Origin of the sequence: Robinsoniella sp. RHS (assembly GCF_001029355.1) — a bacterium.
In the GTDB taxonomy this organism is placed as follows: Bacteria; Bacillota; Clostridia; order Lachnospirales; family Lachnospiraceae; genus Robinsoniella; species Robinsoniella peoriensis.
The window spans coordinates 1-19640 of the sequence record NZ_JNGB01000138.1 but is presented as its reverse complement, the minus strand read 5'-3'; the positions used below and the strand labels follow the sequence as shown (position 1 = coordinate 19640).

Annotated in this window: 14 protein-coding genes and 1 other RNA gene; 11 read left to right on the top strand and 4 right to left on the bottom strand. The window is 42.3% G+C overall.

Going from position 1 to position 19640, the window contains the following annotated elements; genetic code table 11:
* Window positions 1-32 precede the first annotated feature (32 nt).
* Entirely contained in the window at window positions 33-1970 is a 1938-nt protein-coding gene (locus tag RHS_RS25885) for an FAD-dependent oxidoreductase (RefSeq protein ID WP_047834799.1), read from the top strand.
* A gap of 269 nt (window positions 1971-2239) precedes the next feature.
* On the opposite strand, the gene RHS_RS25880 is transcribed toward RHS_RS25885, so the two are convergent.
* A complete protein-coding gene (locus RHS_RS25880) occupies window positions 2240-3004 on the bottom strand; it encodes a response regulator (RefSeq protein WP_027295769.1) in 765 nt (254 codons plus the stop codon).
* Between the two features lie 134 nt (window positions 3005-3138).
* Window positions 3139-4953 carry a sensor histidine kinase gene (locus RHS_RS25875; protein WP_047834798.1) on the bottom strand — a complete coding sequence of 605 codons (1815 nt, stop codon included), beginning with the start codon at window positions 4951-4953 and terminating at the stop codon, window positions 3139-3141.
* Window positions 4954-5166: 213 nt separating this feature from the next.
* Between RHS_RS25875 and RHS_RS25870 the strand changes: the two genes are divergently transcribed.
* The 5 genes from RHS_RS25870 (at window position 5167) to RHS_RS25850 (ending at window position 12445) form a co-directional block, all read left to right on the top strand.
* Window positions 5167-6609, top strand: coding sequence for an ABC transporter substrate-binding protein (locus tag RHS_RS25870; RefSeq protein ID WP_027295771.1), 1443 nt, complete (start codon window positions 5167-5169; stop codon window positions 6607-6609).
* A gap of 89 nt (window positions 6610-6698) precedes the next feature.
* Entirely contained in the window at window positions 6699-7577 is an 879-nt protein-coding gene (locus RHS_RS25865; protein WP_027295772.1) for a carbohydrate ABC transporter permease, read from the top strand.
* Window positions 7577-8395, top strand: a complete 819-nt coding sequence (locus RHS_RS25860; RefSeq protein WP_044289622.1) for a carbohydrate ABC transporter permease — start codon at window positions 7577-7579, stop codon at window positions 8393-8395. The genes RHS_RS25865 and RHS_RS25860 overlap by 1 nt, the downstream gene beginning before the upstream one ends.
* Before the next feature lie 197 nt (window positions 8396-8592).
* Window positions 8593-10824: a glycoside hydrolase N-terminal domain-containing protein gene (locus tag RHS_RS25855; RefSeq protein ID WP_047834797.1), complete on the top strand. Its 2232-nt coding sequence runs from the start codon at window positions 8593-8595 to the stop codon at window positions 10822-10824.
* 88 nt (window positions 10825-10912) lie between these two features.
* On the top strand, window positions 10913-12445 hold the full coding sequence (locus RHS_RS25850; RefSeq protein WP_047834796.1) for a DUF6128 domain-containing protein: 1533 nt from the start codon (window positions 10913-10915) through the stop codon (window positions 12443-12445).
* A 102-nt stretch (window positions 12446-12547) separates the two neighbouring features.
* On the opposite strand, the gene RHS_RS25845 is transcribed toward RHS_RS25850, so the two are convergent.
* Window positions 12548-13246 (bottom strand): anaerobic ribonucleoside-triphosphate reductase activating protein, encoded by a 699-nt coding sequence (locus tag RHS_RS25845; protein WP_027295776.1) that lies wholly within the window; start codon window positions 13244-13246, stop codon window positions 12548-12550.
* Between the two features lie 298 nt (window positions 13247-13544).
* Here RHS_RS25845 and tadA point away from each other — a divergent pair, with 298 nt between their 5' ends.
* Together tadA and ffs are read left to right on the top strand one after the other, a co-directional pair.
* Window positions 13545-14054: a tRNA adenosine(34) deaminase TadA gene (gene tadA / locus RHS_RS25840; RefSeq protein WP_027295777.1), complete on the top strand. Its 510-nt coding sequence runs from the start codon at window positions 13545-13547 to the stop codon at window positions 14052-14054.
* Window positions 14055-14171: 117 nt separating this feature from the next.
* An RNA gene (ffs, locus tag RHS_RS32020) (signal recognition particle sRNA large type) lies at window positions 14172-14433 on the top strand.
* Window positions 14434-14511: 78 nt separating this feature from the next.
* Here the strand turns inward: ffs and RHS_RS25835 are convergent.
* The gene (locus RHS_RS25835) at window positions 14512-15393 is read right to left on the bottom strand and encodes an AraC family transcriptional regulator (protein WP_052377950.1); all 882 of its coding nucleotides are present in this window, start codon (window positions 15391-15393) and stop codon (window positions 14512-14514) included.
* 171 nt (window positions 15394-15564) lie between these two features.
* On the opposite strand from RHS_RS25835, the gene RHS_RS25830 reads away from it, so the two are divergent.
* The 3 genes from RHS_RS25830 to RHS_RS25820 form a co-directional block, all read left to right on the top strand.
* A complete protein-coding gene (locus RHS_RS25830) occupies window positions 15565-17619 on the top strand; it encodes a TIM-barrel domain-containing protein (protein ID WP_047834795.1) in 2055 nt (684 codons plus the stop codon).
* A 308-nt stretch (window positions 17620-17927) separates the two neighbouring features.
* Window positions 17928-18602 (top strand): response regulator transcription factor, encoded by a 675-nt coding sequence (locus RHS_RS25825; protein WP_027295780.1) that lies wholly within the window; start codon window positions 17928-17930, stop codon window positions 18600-18602.
* The coding region (locus RHS_RS25820) for a sensor histidine kinase (protein ID WP_395023545.1) at window positions 18590-19640 on the top strand (1051 nt) is incomplete at its 3' end. The genes RHS_RS25825 and RHS_RS25820, both read left to right, overlap by 13 nt.

Below are 19640 nucleotides of genomic sequence, written 5' to 3'. Positions count from 1 at the left end.
GCAGATATGTAATGGAAAGGGGCATTTTTAGGATGAAATCAAAATTATTTGAAGAATTACAAATTGGATCCATGAAGATGAAGAACAGAACATTTATGGCACCTATGTCTCTGGGATATGAAAGCCAGGATGGAACTGTAAATGAGAGAATGCAGGATTACTGGCTGGCCAGGGCAAAAGGAGGTACCGGATGTATTATCCTGGATGCTTTGTCTGTGGACACGGGCGTTCCGTATCTGGGGAATACGCTGTGCTTTCGAAATGAGGAAAGTATTGCATCTTATAAGGAGTTTACAGATAAAATTCATGCCTATGGAACAAAGATTATTCCGCAGATCACACATCCGGGACCGGAAAGTGTAAGCGCATTTTTTGGTGCGCCGCCTAAGGCAAGCAGTGTGTATATCAACTCGATGGGGCAGAAGACAAGGGCACTTGCAATAGAAGAAATTCCCGAAATAATTGCACAATATGCACAGACCTCCTATCAGGCAAAGCAGGCGGGATTCGATGGTATTGAGCTGCACTGTGCCCATGCATATATGCTCCTTGGATCATTCCTTTCACCCATGAGAAATAAGCGTACAGACGCCTATGGCGGCTCACTGGACAACAGAGCAAGACTGCTGTTGGAAGTAATCGACGCAATCAAAGCAAAGTGCGGACCGGATTTTCCGATTGTTCTTAGAATCAGCGGCAGTGAGCGAGATGAACAGGGAAATACTATAGAGGACATGAAGTATCTGGTTCCCAAATTAATTGCTCACGGAATCGATGCATTTGAGGTGAGCGGGGGAACCCAGTATGAACGCTGCAATAAAATTATTCCATGCCATGGAGAAAGGATGGGGGTCAATGTACCTGAGGCGCAGGAGCTTAAAAAAATAGCAACGGTACCAGTAATTGTTGTGGGAAAGATTAATGATCCGGCTTATGCAATGTATCTTACGGACAGTGAACTGGTGGACGGCGTTGTTATCGGAAGGGCACTGCTTTCGGATCCGGAATTTGTAAATAAGGCACAGGCAGGTAGGATGGATGAAATTGCACCTTGTGCATCCTGCGGAATTGGATGCATTGGCGAGCAGACGAAGAGACGTCCGGCATCCTGCGTCATTAATCCGGCATTGGGCAGGGAAGCCGAGATGGAGCTGCTACCCGCAAAAGAATCAAAAAAAGTGGCGGTTGTTGGAGGCGGTATCGGAGGTATGGCTAGTGCCAGGGCATTTGCATTATGCGGACATCAGGTAACCTTGTTTGAAGAAAGCGACAGGCTGGGCGGACAGATGAATGCAGCCTGTATCCCTCCCCACAAACAGGAACTCAGCAGATGGATTGTATATCTTCAAAATGAAATAGCCCGGCTTGGGATTCCGGTTAAATGCGGAGTCCATGTAACGAAAGAAACATTAGAGGAATACAAACCTGATATTGTAATAATAGCAACCGGAGCAAAGGAAATTATCCCTCCAATTTCCGGGATTGAAAAAGATTCTGCAATCACGGCACAAAAAGTGCTGAATAATGAAGTTCCGGTTATTGGAGGCAATGTGCTGGTAGTAGGCGGCGGTATGGTAGGCTGTGAAGTGTGCGAACACCTGATGCATCAAAAGAGAGGCGCACTAAATGTCACCATGATTGAAATGGCAGATACAATTGGAGCCGGAATAGTACCAAATAATCAACTTCCCACCATGAACCGCCTTCACCATCTGGGGATACGGATGATGACAGGTACTAAATTATTATCGGTAAATGGAAACGAGGCAGAAGTGGAATCGCCGACAGGCATAGAAACGATGACCGAATTTACCCACATCGTATATGCCTGTGGCTCCAGGGCTGAGAATAAACTGTATGAAGAAGTAAAGGATTCCTTTGAAAAGGTAATCTGCATCGGTGATGCAAAAGGAGCAAGACAGGCGTTAGAGGCAGTCCGGGAAGGGTGGGAGGCTGCTTTAGAGGCTTAGGTGGTCCGTATGCAGGCGTTAGGGTGGAGCTAGACATATCCTAGCCACCCCGGTTGCCAATTAGTTACTAAAAATAGTCGTTCACTGGTCAAGGTGAGAGCGACTATTTTTTACGTCTTTCTTGAAAATTAAGTATTGATATGACTAAGTTAACCATTGATATAATGATCATGAACTCTTCATATGTACTCAAAAAATCACCACCTTTATTCTTAAAGTAGGTGGAAGACATGTCGCTCTATCGATTCCCGGTTATTCTACTAAAAAAATTACTCCACCGGCTTCTCCCGATAATCAAACGGACTCATCCCGGTCTGTTTCTTAAAAATCCTGCTGAAATATGCCTGGTCGTGATACCCTACTATTTCCCCAATCTGCCTGATGGACAGCTCAGGTTTGTGCAGAAGATATTGCTTTGCCTGCGTAATACGCAGAGAGGTTATGTACTTAGAGGGAGTCATATCATATTTCTGGCAGAAGATTTTCGTCAGATAACTGGAACTGTAGTTCATATTGCTGGCAATGATGTTTAGATTGATATCTACATTATAGTTATGAATTATATATTCTTTGAGGACCTTTGCGATCTGCTCCGGTGTGTTCCGGGTCATTTCCGGATTAAAGATATCGGCATATTCATTGCGCTGTATTTCAAAATCATTTCGTATGCCCTGGAGAGCGGCATATAATTCCTCCGGATCTATTGGTTTTAGCAGATATTCTGATACCTGAAGCTGTATTGCACGCTTGGCGTATTCAAAGTCAGAAAATCCGCTGGTAATAATGAATCTGGTTAAAGGCAGGCGTGCATGTACTTTTTCAAGAAGCTGTATTCCGTTCATCAGCGGCATTTTAATATCTGTAATTACCAGATCCGGTTCCAGTTCTTTTATAAGCTCATAAGCCTGTGTTCCTGTCTGTGCTTTCCCGGTTACTTTAAAACCCAAACCGGTATTCTCGATCTTACGAATCAAATTCTCTAATAACAATTCTTCGTCTTCCGCAACGACGACTGTATAGTTGGAAATTGCCATGATTATACCTCCCGCATATCGCAGGTTCCGCCTGCGATATTGCATTCATAAGTAGTTTGAAAGGAACTTTTAAACTTATTATCCTCCGCAATGTGTGATAAACAGGTTCGGATTTGTATCACTGGAATAAAAATTTAAACGTGCTCCCGGCTCGTTTTTCTTCCAATGGATACAATCCCATGTCCGTCCTTTGTATTACCATATTCAAAGATTATATCATCTCCGCAGAAAAGTTTCCATCGTAAATAGACATTTAACATCCCCATACCATTTATTTCTATTTCCGGCATACCTGGCTTGGCGGCTGCAGCTTCAATCCTGGAATGAATCAGCTGTATGGATTCTTCGGTGAATCCGGTACCGGAATCGATGATATCAATCTGCCAGCTATCTTCTGTAATCCTGCTTTGGATTGTGAGACTCCAGGGAGGTTCACAATTGGTGCCATATTTCAACGCATTTTCCACTAAGGGCTGGATGGACAGTTTGGGTATCTTAAGGGAAAGCAGCGATTCATCTACGTGAATCTCATAATTCAGGCTGGACTGGTAACGGACTTTCATACAGTAAAGGTATTCCTGTATATATTCGGTTTCTTCTCCCAGGGTGACTGAAGAAGAATCCCCTTTTGTAATATAACGCATGATTTTAGTGAGGTTACGGCACATTTTTACCACCTCATCAGATTGGTTGTTTTCCGCCAGTACAATTATGCCTGAGAGGGTATTATAGTAAAAATGCGGGTTAATCTGGGACTGGAGCGCCAGGCTGCGGGATTTTATTTCCTGCTGTCTGGTATCAATCAATTCATCCATGGAGGTCTTTAAGTTACTGCTCATGCTTAAAAATGCCTGGTTTAACTCTTCCAGTTCATCAAAGGAAGCATCCAGGGGCTCTTGCTTTTGCTGGCCCAGGGTATCCAATGCCGTTTTTTTAATGATATTGCGAAGCTGCTTGATAGGCTTTGTCAGGCTCCTTGACAGGTACCAGGAGATAAATACGGAGCATGCCAGCATAGCGGCAACCCCAAGTCCCAGAACGTGGATCAGGTTTCTGACAGGCTGTAGAATGTGATTCTGGGGCTGAACGGTTACGTAGGTCCAGCCCGTATAGGAGGAGGAAGTGGAAACCAGTATTTCCGTGGTACGGGAATCATCATTAAAAAAGGAAGCGTGTCCCAGCGTGGAATCTATGGAACTGAAATAATCCGGCAGGGATTTTTGTTCGGATTCTTCCAATTTGTAAGGGAATACAAGGGTTCCGTTTTTATCATAGATGTAAACACTGGGGGCATCTGCATTTTTCTGCTGGTAGGAGGTTATATATTTAAAAATAGTACTGCATTTTTTTACAGTTTCAATAGCACCCACCTGCTTCTTGTATCGGTTGTGGAATACACGGTATAAAGACATATACCAGACTGGTGTGCGGCTGGTATTGGAGTTGCTGGTAATCTCAGTGGTGGCATATGGAAGGCTTAGAAGCTTCTTTCCTCCTAACTCCTTCGTCTGCGTCAGCCAGGGAAGTGTATCCATATCCATTTTTTTACTATTATTTTTAATTCCAACCTGTACAACGGAGCCGGAAAAATCATAGAGGTTAATCTGGTCCACTTTCAGGTCTGCTCCGTTAATGGTTACAAACAGATCTGCCAGAGCCATGAAATCATCTGAAGAGACCCGCAGGTCGTTGGCTTCTGCCAGACGGTCTTTTACCAGGTTACTGTAACCAATATTAATGGAAACAGAATCCATATCCTGCAGGATCTGTTCTGTCTGCTGTAAAAAGGATAAATTCATATCGGCTGCAGCCTTCGTTTCTCTTTCAATTAAAATGTTAGAAGTGTAACGGTAAAAGAAGATGGAAAAGGCAATTACAACTAATAGTGCAAGACCAAGGTACGCTAAAAAGAACTTTGTCTGCAGTTTTATTTGGTGGTTTTTCTTCATATTTTTAATCCCCCATTTACTTGTCTTTCTATATTATAACAAAAATCACCAAAAAGAAAGAAGGAATTTTACTGTTTGTGGGCAAAGTGTGAAAAAAGTCCAAATTCTGTTGGGAATAGTGCATGGACTTTTCGTCAGAAAAAAAGTACAATTAGTTCATCAGATAAACAAAACGCGGAACAATCGGTATGAAAAAAAGGGAGGTAACAAAACATGAAGAAAAAAGTAATTAGCGCTTTACTTTGTGCAGCAATGGTAATAACAATGGCAGCCGGATGCGGATCAGGCGACAAGACAGAAACCACAGCAGCAACCAGTACAACAAAAGAAACACAAGCAGCTAAGACAGAAGGAAGCGAAGCAGGAAGTGCAGCAGATACAGAGGAAGCAGCAGAAACGAAGGCAGAAGGGGAAACTACAGCAGCGAATACAGACTTTGCAGGAGAAGAGCTCAGTATTCTGGTATCCGCAGGCTGGATGGATAACCGTTATGATGAAACCATTGCCCGTTTCGAAGAGACTTATGGAGTAACGGTTGATTTACAGACAATTCCGGCTGACCAGTACGGCGATTTGCTACAGTCCAAATTAACTACAGATTCCTGTGCAGATATATTCTGGATTCAGTCAAATCCATTTGCGATTGCATCTCAGATTGTAGATCCTGAAAAATACTGTATTGACTTTTCAGATGCATCCTGGAAGAGTGTAATGCCGGAAAACAGACTTTCCGCATGTGAATACGACGGCAAACTGTATGGCTTACAGATCTGGCATAACTCACCGGAATATGTAATGGTTTATAATAAAACGTTATTTGGCGAATTAGGATTAGAAGCACCGAAGACCTATGATGAAATGTTAAAAGTCTGTGAGAAGCTTTCAGCAGAAGGCATCACACCATGGTTTGAGCCGGGAGCAGACGGATGGCAGCATCCACTGGCATTTTTCCAGATCGGCGGAGCATACGAAGCAGATCAGCCTGGATTATATGACAAGCTGAATAATAACGAAGCAACATTTGCAGATAACCAGTTGATGATAAAAGTATTAGAGCAATACAAAGAACTTGCTGATAAAGGATATCTTGGGGAAGACTGGATCGGAACAGACAGTACCAATATGGTAAATGAGTTCGCAGACAGAAATTGTGCTATGGCAATTGCCAATTCTTCTTTCATCAAACAGATCCAGGATGAAACAGAGACCACAGATGAATTTGGGTTATTCCTAGAACCATTGGGAGATAACACTTACTTCCCTACAAGTCCTGCAGGCCCTACCATGTTCGGTTATAAAGGAACCACTCATCCGGAGCTGGTAAAAGAATTCTTTAGCTTTGTAACGACAACAGAAAGCTTACAGGAAATACTTGATAATTCACCTTCTTACACAAACCTGGATGTAAACGATGATAAGCTACAGCAGCACTGGTTACCGGAAGAAGAAGAATTTATGAAGACTCTTACGGATGAGCAGATGAAAACACCGGTACTTCAGAACGGTACAAAGTATACAAATGATTACTGGATGCAGTTTGGACAGGATATGGTTGCATACTGCACCGGACAGATGGAAGCAAACGATGTATTGAAAAATATGGATAACAACAGAGCAGAAGCAGCGAAAGTTGCAAATGATCCTGCATGGAAATAAGGGACAATTGATTATAGGCTGAACTTTTGGTGCCGGGAGCAGAAAGAAACCTCCCGGCACTCTCTATCAAAAGAAAGTGGTGAAGTAAAATGAATAAAAAGAAAATCTATCCGCAATGGTTCCTGTTTGTCCCATTGGCATTATATATTTTATTTTTCCTGACTCCCAGTATACTCGGTATATTTTATTCATTTACCGACTGGAATTCAAGGAGTCTGGGAGATACTAAGTTTGTTGGTTTACAAAATTATATTGAGATTTTTACATCTAACAAAGATTATGCATCCGGCATTTTCAACACTCTTAAATTTACGATAATATCGAATGTTTTAAAACTGATTCCTGCACTCTTAATAGCAATTATGCTGCAGGAAGGTCTGAAAGGCAAAAATGTTTACCGTACACTTTTATACCTGCCATCCGTTTTACCATTCTTGATCATAGGCTTAACATTTAAATCGATTTTAAACTATAATACAGGACTTTTAAACAGCTTCCTGGACATGGTACATTTGGGGTTCCTGAAGCAGAAATGGCTCTCTGACCTGGGTGTTGTGTGGAAATCCATCTATGGTGTGGATGCCTGGAGAGGTATCGGATATGTAATGACCATCTTCCTGGCAGGGCTTAATACCATACCAAAATCCTACTATGAAGCGGCTCAGATTGACGGTGCGAATTTCTGGCAGAGAGTGAAAAACATTACCCTGCCCATGCTGCGCGGTGCAATTATGATTAATCTGGTATTTGGCCTTACATACGGACTGAAGGTATTTGATATTGTCTATGTGCTGACAAACGGCGGTCCGGGACATGCAACAGAAGTTATTACCACATATTCCTATCAGCTCTATTCCAATGGACAATATGGAATGTCTACGGCACTTAATACGATTCTTCTTGTGATAACCGCAATTATCGGTGTGGTAGTCGTAAAAGTCATGAGTAAACAGGAGGTGCAGCAATAATGAAAAAGAACGTGCGCAATATTGCCAAACAAATCGTCTGTATCATTATGAGTATCATTGTAGTCGCTCCTTTTTATATGGTAGTCATCAACTCTTTTAAAAGCAAGAATGAAGCAGCAAGAATGAGTCTTGCCCTTCCTACAAAATGGTTTTTTAACAATTATACCGAAGTAATTGAAAAAGGTAAATTAGTCCAGGGTTTTGCCAACAGTGTAACCTATGCAGTAGTGGCAACCCTCATTGGAGTAATCAGCTGTGCCATGGCGGCATTCGTAATGTGCAGAAAACGTACAAAGGTGAATAACTTCCTGTATTATTTCGTATTATGTGGATTATTCTTCCCGGTGAACTATGTAACTCTGGTTAAAGTGCTGACTGTTGCCGGACTTGCAAATACGAAATTTGGAATTATTATTGCATTTACCAGTGCGATGATACCGTTTTGTATCTTCACCATACGAAACTTCGTGCTGTCACTTCCGGTAGAATTGGATGAAGCAGCTGTTATCGATGGAGCGGGACCCATCTCCATGTTTTTCAAAATTATTGTACCCATGTTAAAACCAACGCTGGTTACCTGTTTTATCCTGCAGTTCATGGGAGTTTGGAGTGATTTCCTGACACCGTTATATTTATCTAACAAAAGTTCCATGTTCCCAATGAACATTGCAGTATACCAGTTCTTTGGAAAAAATAAGAACTATTGGAACTATATATTTGCAGATATTGTATTGACCTGCCTTCCGGTTGTAATTGTTTACCTGATTGGACAGAAATACATCGTAGGCGGAATGACATCCGGCGCAGTAAAAGAGTAGTTTGTAAACAAAAATTATCATACGTGGACATTTGCACCGTAAAGTGAGAGCTTTTCGCTGTAAATGTCCATTTGTCCATAAAACTATGGAAATCAGATGAAATTTACGTTATGATAGAAACAAAAAAAATAAGCAGAGTATCAGAGCCTGTTTGGAGAATATGGATTCGGACATGCACTGGATAAAGGAGTCAATTTATGAAGATCACATTGAATAAGGAAGCTTCCAGGTTCGGAGAAGCATTTGCTATCGGAAATGGGCACATGGGAGCCATGGTATACGGAGGTATCAAAACGGACCGGCTGGATTTGTCAGAAAATACGTTTTTCAGTGGCAATAAATGCGTGGAAGATAATCAGACCGGAGCAAATGCGGCATTTTATAAGATGCGTGAGCAGACCGCGGCAGGAGATTATGCGGCGGCTTTAGAGACTTCCCGTGAGTTTTACGGAAAACGTGGAAATTATGGAACAAATCTTCCGGTAGGACAGTTATTGATTGAACGTGCGGATGAGATGGGAGAGGCCGCCGGTTATGAGCGAAGCCTGGATTTGGAGAACGGTATTGTGACTTCAAAGTATACGCAAAATGGAGAGCAGGTATCCCGGCAGGCTTTTGCATCTCATGTACATAATGTCATAGTATATGAAGCGGTCAGTGATAAAAATGATATGAATCTTTTATTTTCTTTTCAATCCATGCGGGAAGGGGAATATATAAAATATCATATAGGCGGAATCTTTTTTGTTTGCGAGGCGCTTGAAACGATGCATAGCGACGGAACAACCGGTACATTATTATGCGGAAAAGTATCCATTCATACAGATGGTTTTCCGGAAGTGAAGGAAAATGGAGTCTTAATAAAGAGGGCATCCAGGGCATCCGTTTATATTACCGCAATTACGGATTTTAAAGAAGAAGCATTGGAGAAAGAAAGACAAATTCTTCAGCTGCAAATGAAGATGAACCGTACCTTTGTCAAAGTAGATGAACTGGCGGTTGAAGAAATTCTGGAATCTCATAAAAAAGACATGGAAGAATTATATTCCAGAGTTAGTCTGGAAATCGAAGGTCAGCCATTGGTAAACCGCATGTTCCAGATGGGAAGGTATCTGCTTTATTCCAGTTCCAGAGAGGACTCCCTGCTGCCTGCACATTTACAGGGGATATGGAATGATAATGTGGCATGCCGTATCGGATGGACCTGTGATATGCATCTGGATATCAATACTCAGATGAACTACTGGCCCTCAGAAGTAACAAATCTGCCGGAAACAGCAGTTCCACTGTTTCGCTGGATCAGAGAGGATCTCATACCTGCAGGAAGAATAGCAGCCAAAGAGAGTTATGGCTTAAATGGTTGGGTAGGAGAGCTGGTATCTAATTCCTGGGGATATGCTGCGCCTTACTGGGCATCCCCGCTCTCTCCATGCCCAACAGGCGGTGTTTGGACAATTACACAGATGTGGGAGCATTTTCTGACCAGCCAGGATAAGGACTTCCTGAAAAAGGAAGCTTTTCCGGTGATTGAGGAAGCAGCAGCATTTTTCTGTGAGTATCTGTTTGAAGACGAAAAGAGTGGATGCCTAACCTGCGGCCCGTCTATTTCCCCGGAGAATAGCTTTCTGGTGGACGGCAAGGTTTACCAGATAAGCAATGGATGCACGTATGAGATAATTATGATCCGGGAGTTATTCGACATTTACCTAAAAGCTTGCCGCGTACTTGGACGAAAGAAAAAACGAACAAAGGAAATAGCTGAAAAAACAGGTCGTTTACTTCCCTATCGGATTAAGGCGGACGGGCAGATTGCAGAGTGGAACCACGATTTCCCCGCGGCGGACCTCCAGCACAGGCATACCAGCCATTTATTGGGTCTGTTTCCGTTTGCCCAGATTACACCGGAAAAAGAAGACCTGGCAAAAGCTGCGAAGGCCGTTATTACGGCAAAGCTTACACCGGAGGAAAACTGGGAAGATACCGGTTGGGCAAGATCCATGCTGATGCTGTACGAGGCCAGGCTGCGGGATCCAAGGAAGGCCTATGGTCATATAGAAAGTATGCTTTCCAATCTGCTGGAGCCAAACGGATTTATTATCCACCCACCTACAAGAGGGGCGGGTTCCTTTGACAATGTATATGAACTGGATGGAAATACGGGACTGACCTCCTGTATCGCAGAGATGCTGATGCAGAGCCATAATGGTGTTATCCGGATTCTTCCCTGCCTGCCGGAGCAGTGGTATAAAGGAGAAGTAAAAGGACTTTGCGCCAGAGGCGGTGTTACGGTGGATATAAGCTGGGATCAAAGCAGCTGTAAAGTATATCTCAGATCAAAAAACAACAGGCGGATTTCGATCCAGTATGGTGACAGCAGGAAGACAATCTCTTTAAAGGCCGGGATAACCAGAGAATTACAGTATAATTAACAGATTCTCCATTTTTTGCATTTCCTGTGGCATGAAAAATGACAGTCAGGCATATATTACTCTAAAGAAAATTTTAGGGGAGAAGTAATTGGCTGAGTATCGACGTTTTGTAGCTTATATATATGAGTATGTCAATGGTATAAAAGGAGAAAATGCGGGATTTGTGAAGGTAGAGTCCAGAAACGGTATCTGTCGTATACAATTGCATTTGCAGTCAGTACCAAAAGAAGAGACGAGTCTTCAGGTGGATGGTTTTGTAAGAACCCAGAACCATGTGGGGGTAATCCCCCTGGGCATATGCAGGGTGAACGGAAATATAGCAGAATTCAAAGGAAATACCCCCCATCGTAATTTTGGAAATTCAGATTATACCCTGGACCAGATCGCAGGTATGTTTCTGGAAGGGGAAAATGGCAGTGTTTTTGCAACGGCATGGGATAATGAGCCCGTAGATGTAGATGAATTAAAGAGATTTGCCAAAAATGTTCATATGAAGCAAAAGGCATCAGAGGGAAATAAACAAACACCGGAGGCGGGAAAAGCTGCCAGGGGCGAGAAGGTTCTGGAGTTTAAGGACAGCATGGAAAAGCAGGCTGGTAAGGCTGAAAATAGTGCTGTTTTGGAAGAAAATGAGGAAGTAAGTGCTGATGCAGGCTTTCAAATGGAAGAGAATTCTGAGGCGGCCGTCCCCGCTGCAGTGGAGCCGGTGCAGGAACAGCTGCAGGAAACTGCCGATGCCAGGGAAGTAAAAGATGCGGAAGATTCTCGTCAGGCTGAAGCATCGATAGCAGCAGGGGCAGAAGTTCGTGAAGCATCGATAGGAGCGGAGTCAGAAGTTCGTGAAGCATCCATAGGAGCTGCGCAGGAAGTTCATGAAGCATCCATAGAAGCGGCACAGGCACAGGAAGTTCATGAAGCATCCATAGATGCAGGGAAAGATAAATTAAGCGGCGGAGATTTTGATGGTGAGTCATTGCAGTCTGCATCGGAGGAAGTCTTTAGTGAATCCGTTGAAGCAGTTGGGCCAGATGATTCGGTAAAAAATGTGAGTGAACTCAAAGCAGTTGATGCAGAAGACAATAATGGTCAAAACAATAGCAGCACTCATACAGGCGGAGCCGCAACCGGTGCAGGTTCCCGGAATAATTCTACAGCCTATGCCAGAAACAATGTCAGAAATAATGGACAGCCAAATACCGGTAGCCAGGTACATATGACACAGACACGCGGGCGTCAGCCGGCGAATGGAAGATGTAATATGAATTGTGGCAACAGCGGTCTGGATCGGAAATGGGAGCATTTCCAGTGTCATTACCCTGCTATGGAACCATTTACCGATGATGAAATTGTGGAGTGTATACAGATCGCACCAAAGGATATCATGTTCCTTAGAAGGGATGACCAGAGATTTGCCCGCAATAATTTCCTCTTGCAGAGCTATTACAATTATCAGCATCTGCTGCTGGGAAGGCTTCGGGAAGGCGGATATGTCCTGGGGGTTCCGGGGCTTTATGAAAATCAGGAACGGTTTATGGCGAATATGTTCGGCTTCATGAATTTTAAAGAAGCAAGGCCAGGCAAGCAGGAAAACTTTGGATATTGGCTGAGACCTGTGCGATAAAGGTGTATTTATGAGGAGGTGCTTTTTTAGAAGCACTTCCTCTTTTTTGTGGGTAAGGAAACGTCTTTATTTTAACTGTCGATAGCCCCATATAAAAAGGTGTCAGACATCAATGCCACGGATACCTGCATCAATGCCCTGTTCTTTTAAAATCTGAACAAACACTTCCAGCTCCTCATAGCTATAACTGTGAAATCCTGCCTGTATTACATTTTCAGAATCTTTGTAGGCTTGTAAAAAATATTGTCGGCATCCGTGAAGCCATTCCCCAATCCGGTAGAAATCACTTTCTGAATGCAGTTCCTTAACTACCGTGGTGCGAAATTCATAATCCACGCCGCAGTTCATTAAATAAGTCGCAGATTCCATAATCGCATCCATGGAAAAATTGCGGCATCCAATCACCTTATCGTAATTTTCAGGGGAAGATTTGATATCCATAGCCACGTAATCAATCAATCCGGATTCAAACAGGCTGCGTATCATCTCCGGATGGCTGCCGTTGGTATCTAATTTCACGAGATATCCCAGTGCTTTTAAATTTTCTATGAATAGGGGGAGATCTTTAAAAAGTGTAGGTTCTCCGCCGGTTACGCAGACGCCCTCCAGAATTCCCTGGCGTTTCTTCAGGTAGGCGAGTACTTCCGTATCCTCGATAAAAGGCTCTGCCTCCGGATTAAGAACGAGGCCTGCATTTTGGCAGAAAGGGCAGCGGAAATTACAGCCACCAAGAAAAAGTGTAGCGCCCAGATGTCCGGGATAGTCTAAAAGAGTTAATTTGTTAAAGCCATGTATTTTCATGTAGAGCCTCCTATTTTTGTGTTATCGTAATCGTTTGGTTTGCTTTAAGGTTATTTGTACTGGTATTATTATAGCAGATTCCATATAAAATGCATATAAATTTGGGTTTTGCTGAGAAAGGGACGCTTTGTAGATAGATGTAGTGCGCGGAAAGAAAAGGGGGTGGAAGTTCAACCTAATGGTATTTAGAAATACCTGCTACTTGCGTTCTAATCCTTAAAAGGCTATAATGAACCCAGGAAATACCACTACATGAAGTGTGCATTATTATAATTATATTAAAGAAGAGAGTAAGATAATGGAAGAAAATACAAAGATACATGAGAAGTATATGCGGGAAGCTATCCGTCAGGCGAAAAAGGCGTATGCTATCGATGAGGTGCCGATCGGATGTGTGATCGTATATGAAGGCAGAATCATTGCAAGGGGTTATAACCGGAGAAATACGGATAAGAATACCCTTTCCCATGCAGAATTGATTGCGATCAGGAAAGCAAGTAAAAAACTGGGGGACTGGAGGCTGGAAGGATGTACGATGTATATTACCCTGGAACCCTGTCAGATGTGTTCCGGGGCGATTATCCAGGCAAGAGTATCCGAAGTTGTGATTGGAAGCATGAATGGAAAAGCAGGGTGTGCCGGTTCTGTATTAAACCTGCTGGAAATGGAAGAATTTAATCACCAGGCAGCAGTTACCAGGGGAATCCTGGATGAGGAGTGCAGCCTGATGCTAAGCAGCTTTTTCCGTGAATTAAGGGAAAAGAAAAAGCTTGAAAAACAAAAAAGCAATAATGAAAAAGAAAAATAAAGAAAATTAAATTGAAAAATATCGCAATAAAGCGTGCGGTTCTAATTGACAAATTGGCAAAAACAAGTTATAGTAAATACTGCGTATGTAACACGCATTTAAATTGTCATAAAATTTCCGTGCAGCCGGGGAGTTAGCGGTGCCCTGTACCTACAATCCGCTACAGTAGGGGTGATACCAATCCGAGGGTTTTTTATTGCGAAGCTGCCCTCTATAAGTGGCGTTGACGTTTGGGTCTCGCGCAACAGGAATCTATGAATCGTGTCAGGTCAGGAATGGAGCAGCACTAAGTAGAACCTTCTGTGTGCCGTGAGGCAGCCTGAATTGAGTTAACTGTAGAGGTAACGTTCGTGGTAGGAATTCAAAGTGCGGTGCACGGATTGAAATAAAAGATAGATACTCCTGCAAAGGAGAGGAAGTGTAAGCAATTCTTTTGAGAAATCAAAGAATACTTGCACTATTTTTTTTGCAAAGCCCGGTATTCTTTGGGAGTCATTCCAAAATACTTTCGAAACTGCCGGTTAAAATAAGAAATATTATTAAATCCATTTCCGAAAGCAATGTCCGTGACCGGCATTTCTGAACCAGCCAACTGCCCCAGGGTTCTGGTAAGCCGATAATAATTTAAATATTCCACACAGGTCATATTTACGTGCTTTTTAAAAAAACGCATAAAATGGTAATCACTGAAATGGCATAAACCAGCAAGCTCAGATACCGAGATATGATTTTGATAGTGCTCCTGCATATATAGGAGTACTATTTTTATTTTCTCAGTAATTTCGGTATTATCCGGTGTAAAATCGCAGGATACGGCGGAATCCTGGAAGAGAAGATAAAAAAAGTGAAACAGCAGGGACTTAAGATTCAGTTCGTAAGCCTGCTCTTTTTGTAAATAGCAGTTTTGTATTTTCCAAAAGGATTCAGCCAACTCCCGGTAATTACTGTCCCGGGGGCTTATAATTAAGGGGTGGGTCCATTTCTGGCCGGCAAGGGGCTGCAGATATTTTGTGGTGCAAAAATCAGGATACTGACATCCCAGCATATAAAAACTGAATACGATGCTGTCAGAAACCATAGAATCCGCGCGTTCTGTCTGTGACACACCGTGTAGAACCTGTGGTGGTATCAGAATCAGGTCGCCTTTATGTACTTCATAGGTATTTAAATCAATATTATAGAAGCATGTGCCTTCCCGGATCATTGCGATTTCCATTTCTTCATGCCAGTGTGTTGCCAATACGGTGAAAGTGTCCGGTATGCTGCATCGGTAGAAGGCAAAGGGCATAAAATAGGTTCCATGGCGGGTGCATTCATGAAGATATAAGTAATTGTCCATATAAACTCCGTTCCTATTTAAATATTCTTAATTTAGCAGGATTGTGTTAGAAGATGGTGGTATTATGTTTGTTTTAATATAGCCTCCATACTATAATAACATAAAAGATTTCAGCATGAAAGTAAATAAATAATGCATGTATAGGGCAGGAAAGTTTGAAAGGAGAAGCATATGATTCGTAAATACACCTTCGGAAATCCGATGGAGACAGATGCAGTAGTACATAAAATTGAAAAGGAAACCGGTGAGGTACCCTTTATGGGCGTTGGCGCTGACCAGTTAGCCTTTACCTATAAGATGGACGATAATACAAGAATTTATGGACTGGGTGAAAATGTAAGGGGAATTAATAAAAGAGGATGGCGTTATATCAGTAATTGCAGCGATGATCCAAACCACAGAGAAGAAAAGAATTCCCTGTACGCAGCACATAACTTTATCATTATAGAAGGAAAAGAGAGATTCGGACTATTTTTTGATTATCCCGGCATGCTGACTTTCGATCTGGGATATACAAGCAGTAATGATGTGAGCATTATTCCGGCAGAAGATGGACTGGATCTGTATATAATTGAAGGGGAAAGTATCAAGGATATTGTGAAACAATTCCGCCGCATGATTGGCAGGAGCTATATAGCTCCTAAATGGGCATTTGGCTATGGACAGAGCCGGTGGAGTTATATGGATGAGGATGAAATCCGGGAGGTTGTAAAAGAGCACCGTGATGCCGGAATTCCTCTGGACAGCGTCTATATGGATATAGATTATATGGAACGGTACAAGGATTTCACAATTAATGAAAAGGCATTTCCAGAGTTTCCTAAATTCGTGGAAGAACTGAAAGAGCAGAATATTCATCTTGTGCCGATTATCGATGCAGGGGTGAAAATTGAAGAAGGCTATGATGTCTATGAAGAAGGCGTAGAAAAGGGATATTTCTGTAAAGAAGAAGACGGTACCGATTTTGTGGCTGCTGTATGGCCCGGAAAAGTGCATTTTCCGGATATGCTGAATCCGGATGCCAGAAAATGGTTTGGACAGAAATACAAAGTACTCTTAGATCAGGGAATTGAAGGTTTCTGGAATGATATGAACGAACCGGCTATATTCTATTCGGAAAAACATCTGGATGAAGTCTTTGAGCAGCTAGAAGATTTCAAAGGGAAGAATATAGATCTGGATCTGTATTATAAGTTTAACAGTCTGGTAGGAGGCATTTCCAATAATCCGGATGATTACAAACGATTTTATCACAAGTTCCATGGAGAGGCAGTCCGTCATGACAAAGTGCATAACCTGTTTGGATACAATATGACCAGAGCAGCGGGAGAAGCATTTGAGGAAATGGAGCCGGACAAGCGAATTCTGATGTTTTCCAGATCTTCTTATGTGGGAATGCACCGCTACGGCGGCATATGGACTGGAGATAACCTTTCCTGGTGGTCCCATCTGTTATTGAATATCCGGATGATGCCGTCTCTAAATATGGTTGGTATACTTTATACCGGTGCAGATATCGGAGGATTTGGAGCTGATACAACAGAAGATTTAATGATGAGATGGCTGGAATTTGGTATCTTTACGCCATTGTTCCGCAATCATTCTGCTATGGGTACAAGACGTCAGGAAGTATACCGGTTTGAAAATATTGATGCATTCAAGAATATTATCGGCATCCGCTATGGTCTGCTGCCATACATTTACAGTGAGTATATGAAAGCGGCGTTAAAGGATGAAATGTATTTCAGACCGTTGGCATTTGATTATCCGGAAGATGATTTTGCAGCTAGAGTAGAAGACCAGCTTTTAATTGGAGACGGATTAATGACTGCTCCGGTTTACGAACAGAATGCAAAAGGACGATATGTATATCTGCCGGAGAAGATGAAAATGGTGAAGATGAAGAGCCTTACCGAGAGATCAGTAGAGCATCTGGATCAGGGACACCACTATGTTGACATAGATCTGGATGAGACTGTTATCTTTATCCGTCCAAACCACGTGATCCCAATGTCATCAGGAGGACAGAGCGTTGCGGAAGTTGATTTTGGCAGTCTGGAGCTGCTTGGATATGTAGAGGATAAGGCAGTCTATGAGCTTTACGATGATGATGGATATGGCAAAGATTATGAAAATAGTGATCATTACACTACGATTACCGTAAGCCAGGATGGTACAGTTACGGCTAAGGGAATAATTGAACGAAGATATACGCTCAGCATATAAAAGAAGATATGCGGATATAATTTAAACAAAGTTATACGTATAGCATTTAAACAAAGATATGCGCATATCATTTAAACAAAGATATACGCTCAGCATATAAACCAAAATATACGCTTAGCATATACATGAAAAAGAAGATTAAGATAAAATTTAAACGATAGCTGGTACATGAATCACTTTGTGTACCAGCTGTTTTTGTTGGCATATAGATATTGGGCATGTCTGGATAATGACCGTTTTGATCAAATAGTTGATGAAATTTTGATAAACATGCATTACACTATACCTGATAAGGAGGTAATGCAGATATGGAACATACAATCTTAATTGTGGATGATGAAATAGATATTGTGAATATGCTGGGTGATTATTTTGAATTTAACGGTTACCAGGTAATGACTGCGTTCAGCGGAATGGAAGCGCTGCAAAAAGCAGAGAGGGGACCGGATTTGATCTTGCTGGATGTAAATATGCCGGATATGGACGGACTTACCGTCTGCAGAAGTATCCGGGATTTTGTATCCTGCCCCATTTTATTTCTGACGGCGAAAATAGAAGATGGAGATAAAATCAAAGGCTTTCGTGCCGGGGGCGATGATTATATAGTAAAGCCTTTTAGCATTGATGAACTGGGGGCCAGAGTTGAGGCACATCTGAGGAGGGAGCAGCGCCATGGATGTTCTTCAAGAGTTAAATTCGATCAGGATTTTACAATCGATTATACCGAAAAGTGTGCTTATTATAAAGGGGAGGCAATGGGATTTGTAAAAAAAGAATTTGAGATTATCGAATTTTTATCCCAGAATTCCGGGCAAATATTTGATAAAGAGCGCATTTATGAGAAAATATGGGGATTTGACGGGCAGGGAGACAGCAGTGTAGTGGCAGAACATGTGAGGCGGATACGATCTAAGATGGCAGCCATAGGCTGTAAACCTTTCATTGAAACGGTCTGGGGGGTTGGTTATAAATGGAGCAGGTAGAGAAAAAAAGCATTTCCTTGAGAGACCTGTCCCTGAAACAATCCTTCATGCTTTATATGGTTGTTTTTACCCTGATTGCATTGTTTTGCAGCATATCAATTCAGGCGGTATTTACCAATACGGAAAAAAACATCATCTATCGGAAAATACCGGATAAGGAACAGTTAGAATATTCCACGAGCTATGGGGTTCATACAAAGGAAGGAAAATATTATGAGTATACTCCCCGGGAAGCCAGAATGATACGTATCTGTAATATTGGAGGCGGTATCTCTTTGATACTGAGCTTTTTAGTTATCGTTATAATGGCCGGTTTGCTGTTTTACCGTAATAAACTAAAGACACCAATTACGCTGCTGGAGGAGGCGGCAAGTAAGATCGGGCAGCAGGATCTGGATTTTCACATTTATTATAACTGCAACAATGAAATGGGGAGGCTGTGCCGTAATTTTGAGCAAATGAGATCTTCCCTAGACCAAAATAACCGCGAGATGTGGCGGGCGATGGAAGAGAGAAAGCGTCTGAATGCAGCATTTTCCCATGATTTGCGGACGCCGCTCACGGTATTGCGTGGATATGTGGACATGCTTTCCAAATATCTGCCAGATGATAAAGTTTCCAAGGAAAAGCTGATTGGAACCGTACAGACCATGTCTGCACATGTGACCAGGCTTGAGAATTATGTTTCTAGTATGCATGCACTGCAAAAGCTGGAGGATGTTGATATTAAGACTAGTGTAATAAATTGTGAGGAATTTGCAGAGCAGATCAGAGACTGTGCCGATATACTTTGCAGGGAAAAAGGCATGCAGCTGAAATTTACCACGCATTTTAAATGTTCTAAAATATCAGTGGACCGGGAATTAGTACTGCAGGTTTTTGAAAATCTCATCTCTAATGGTGTACGATACGCGAAAAGAGAATTGGATGTGCAGCTATTTGCATATGGTGAGTATTTTTCCGTAGCGGTCGGTGATGATGGAAAAGGATTTACCAGAGAGGCCTTAGAACAGGCAGTGAAGCCCTTTTATAAAGAAA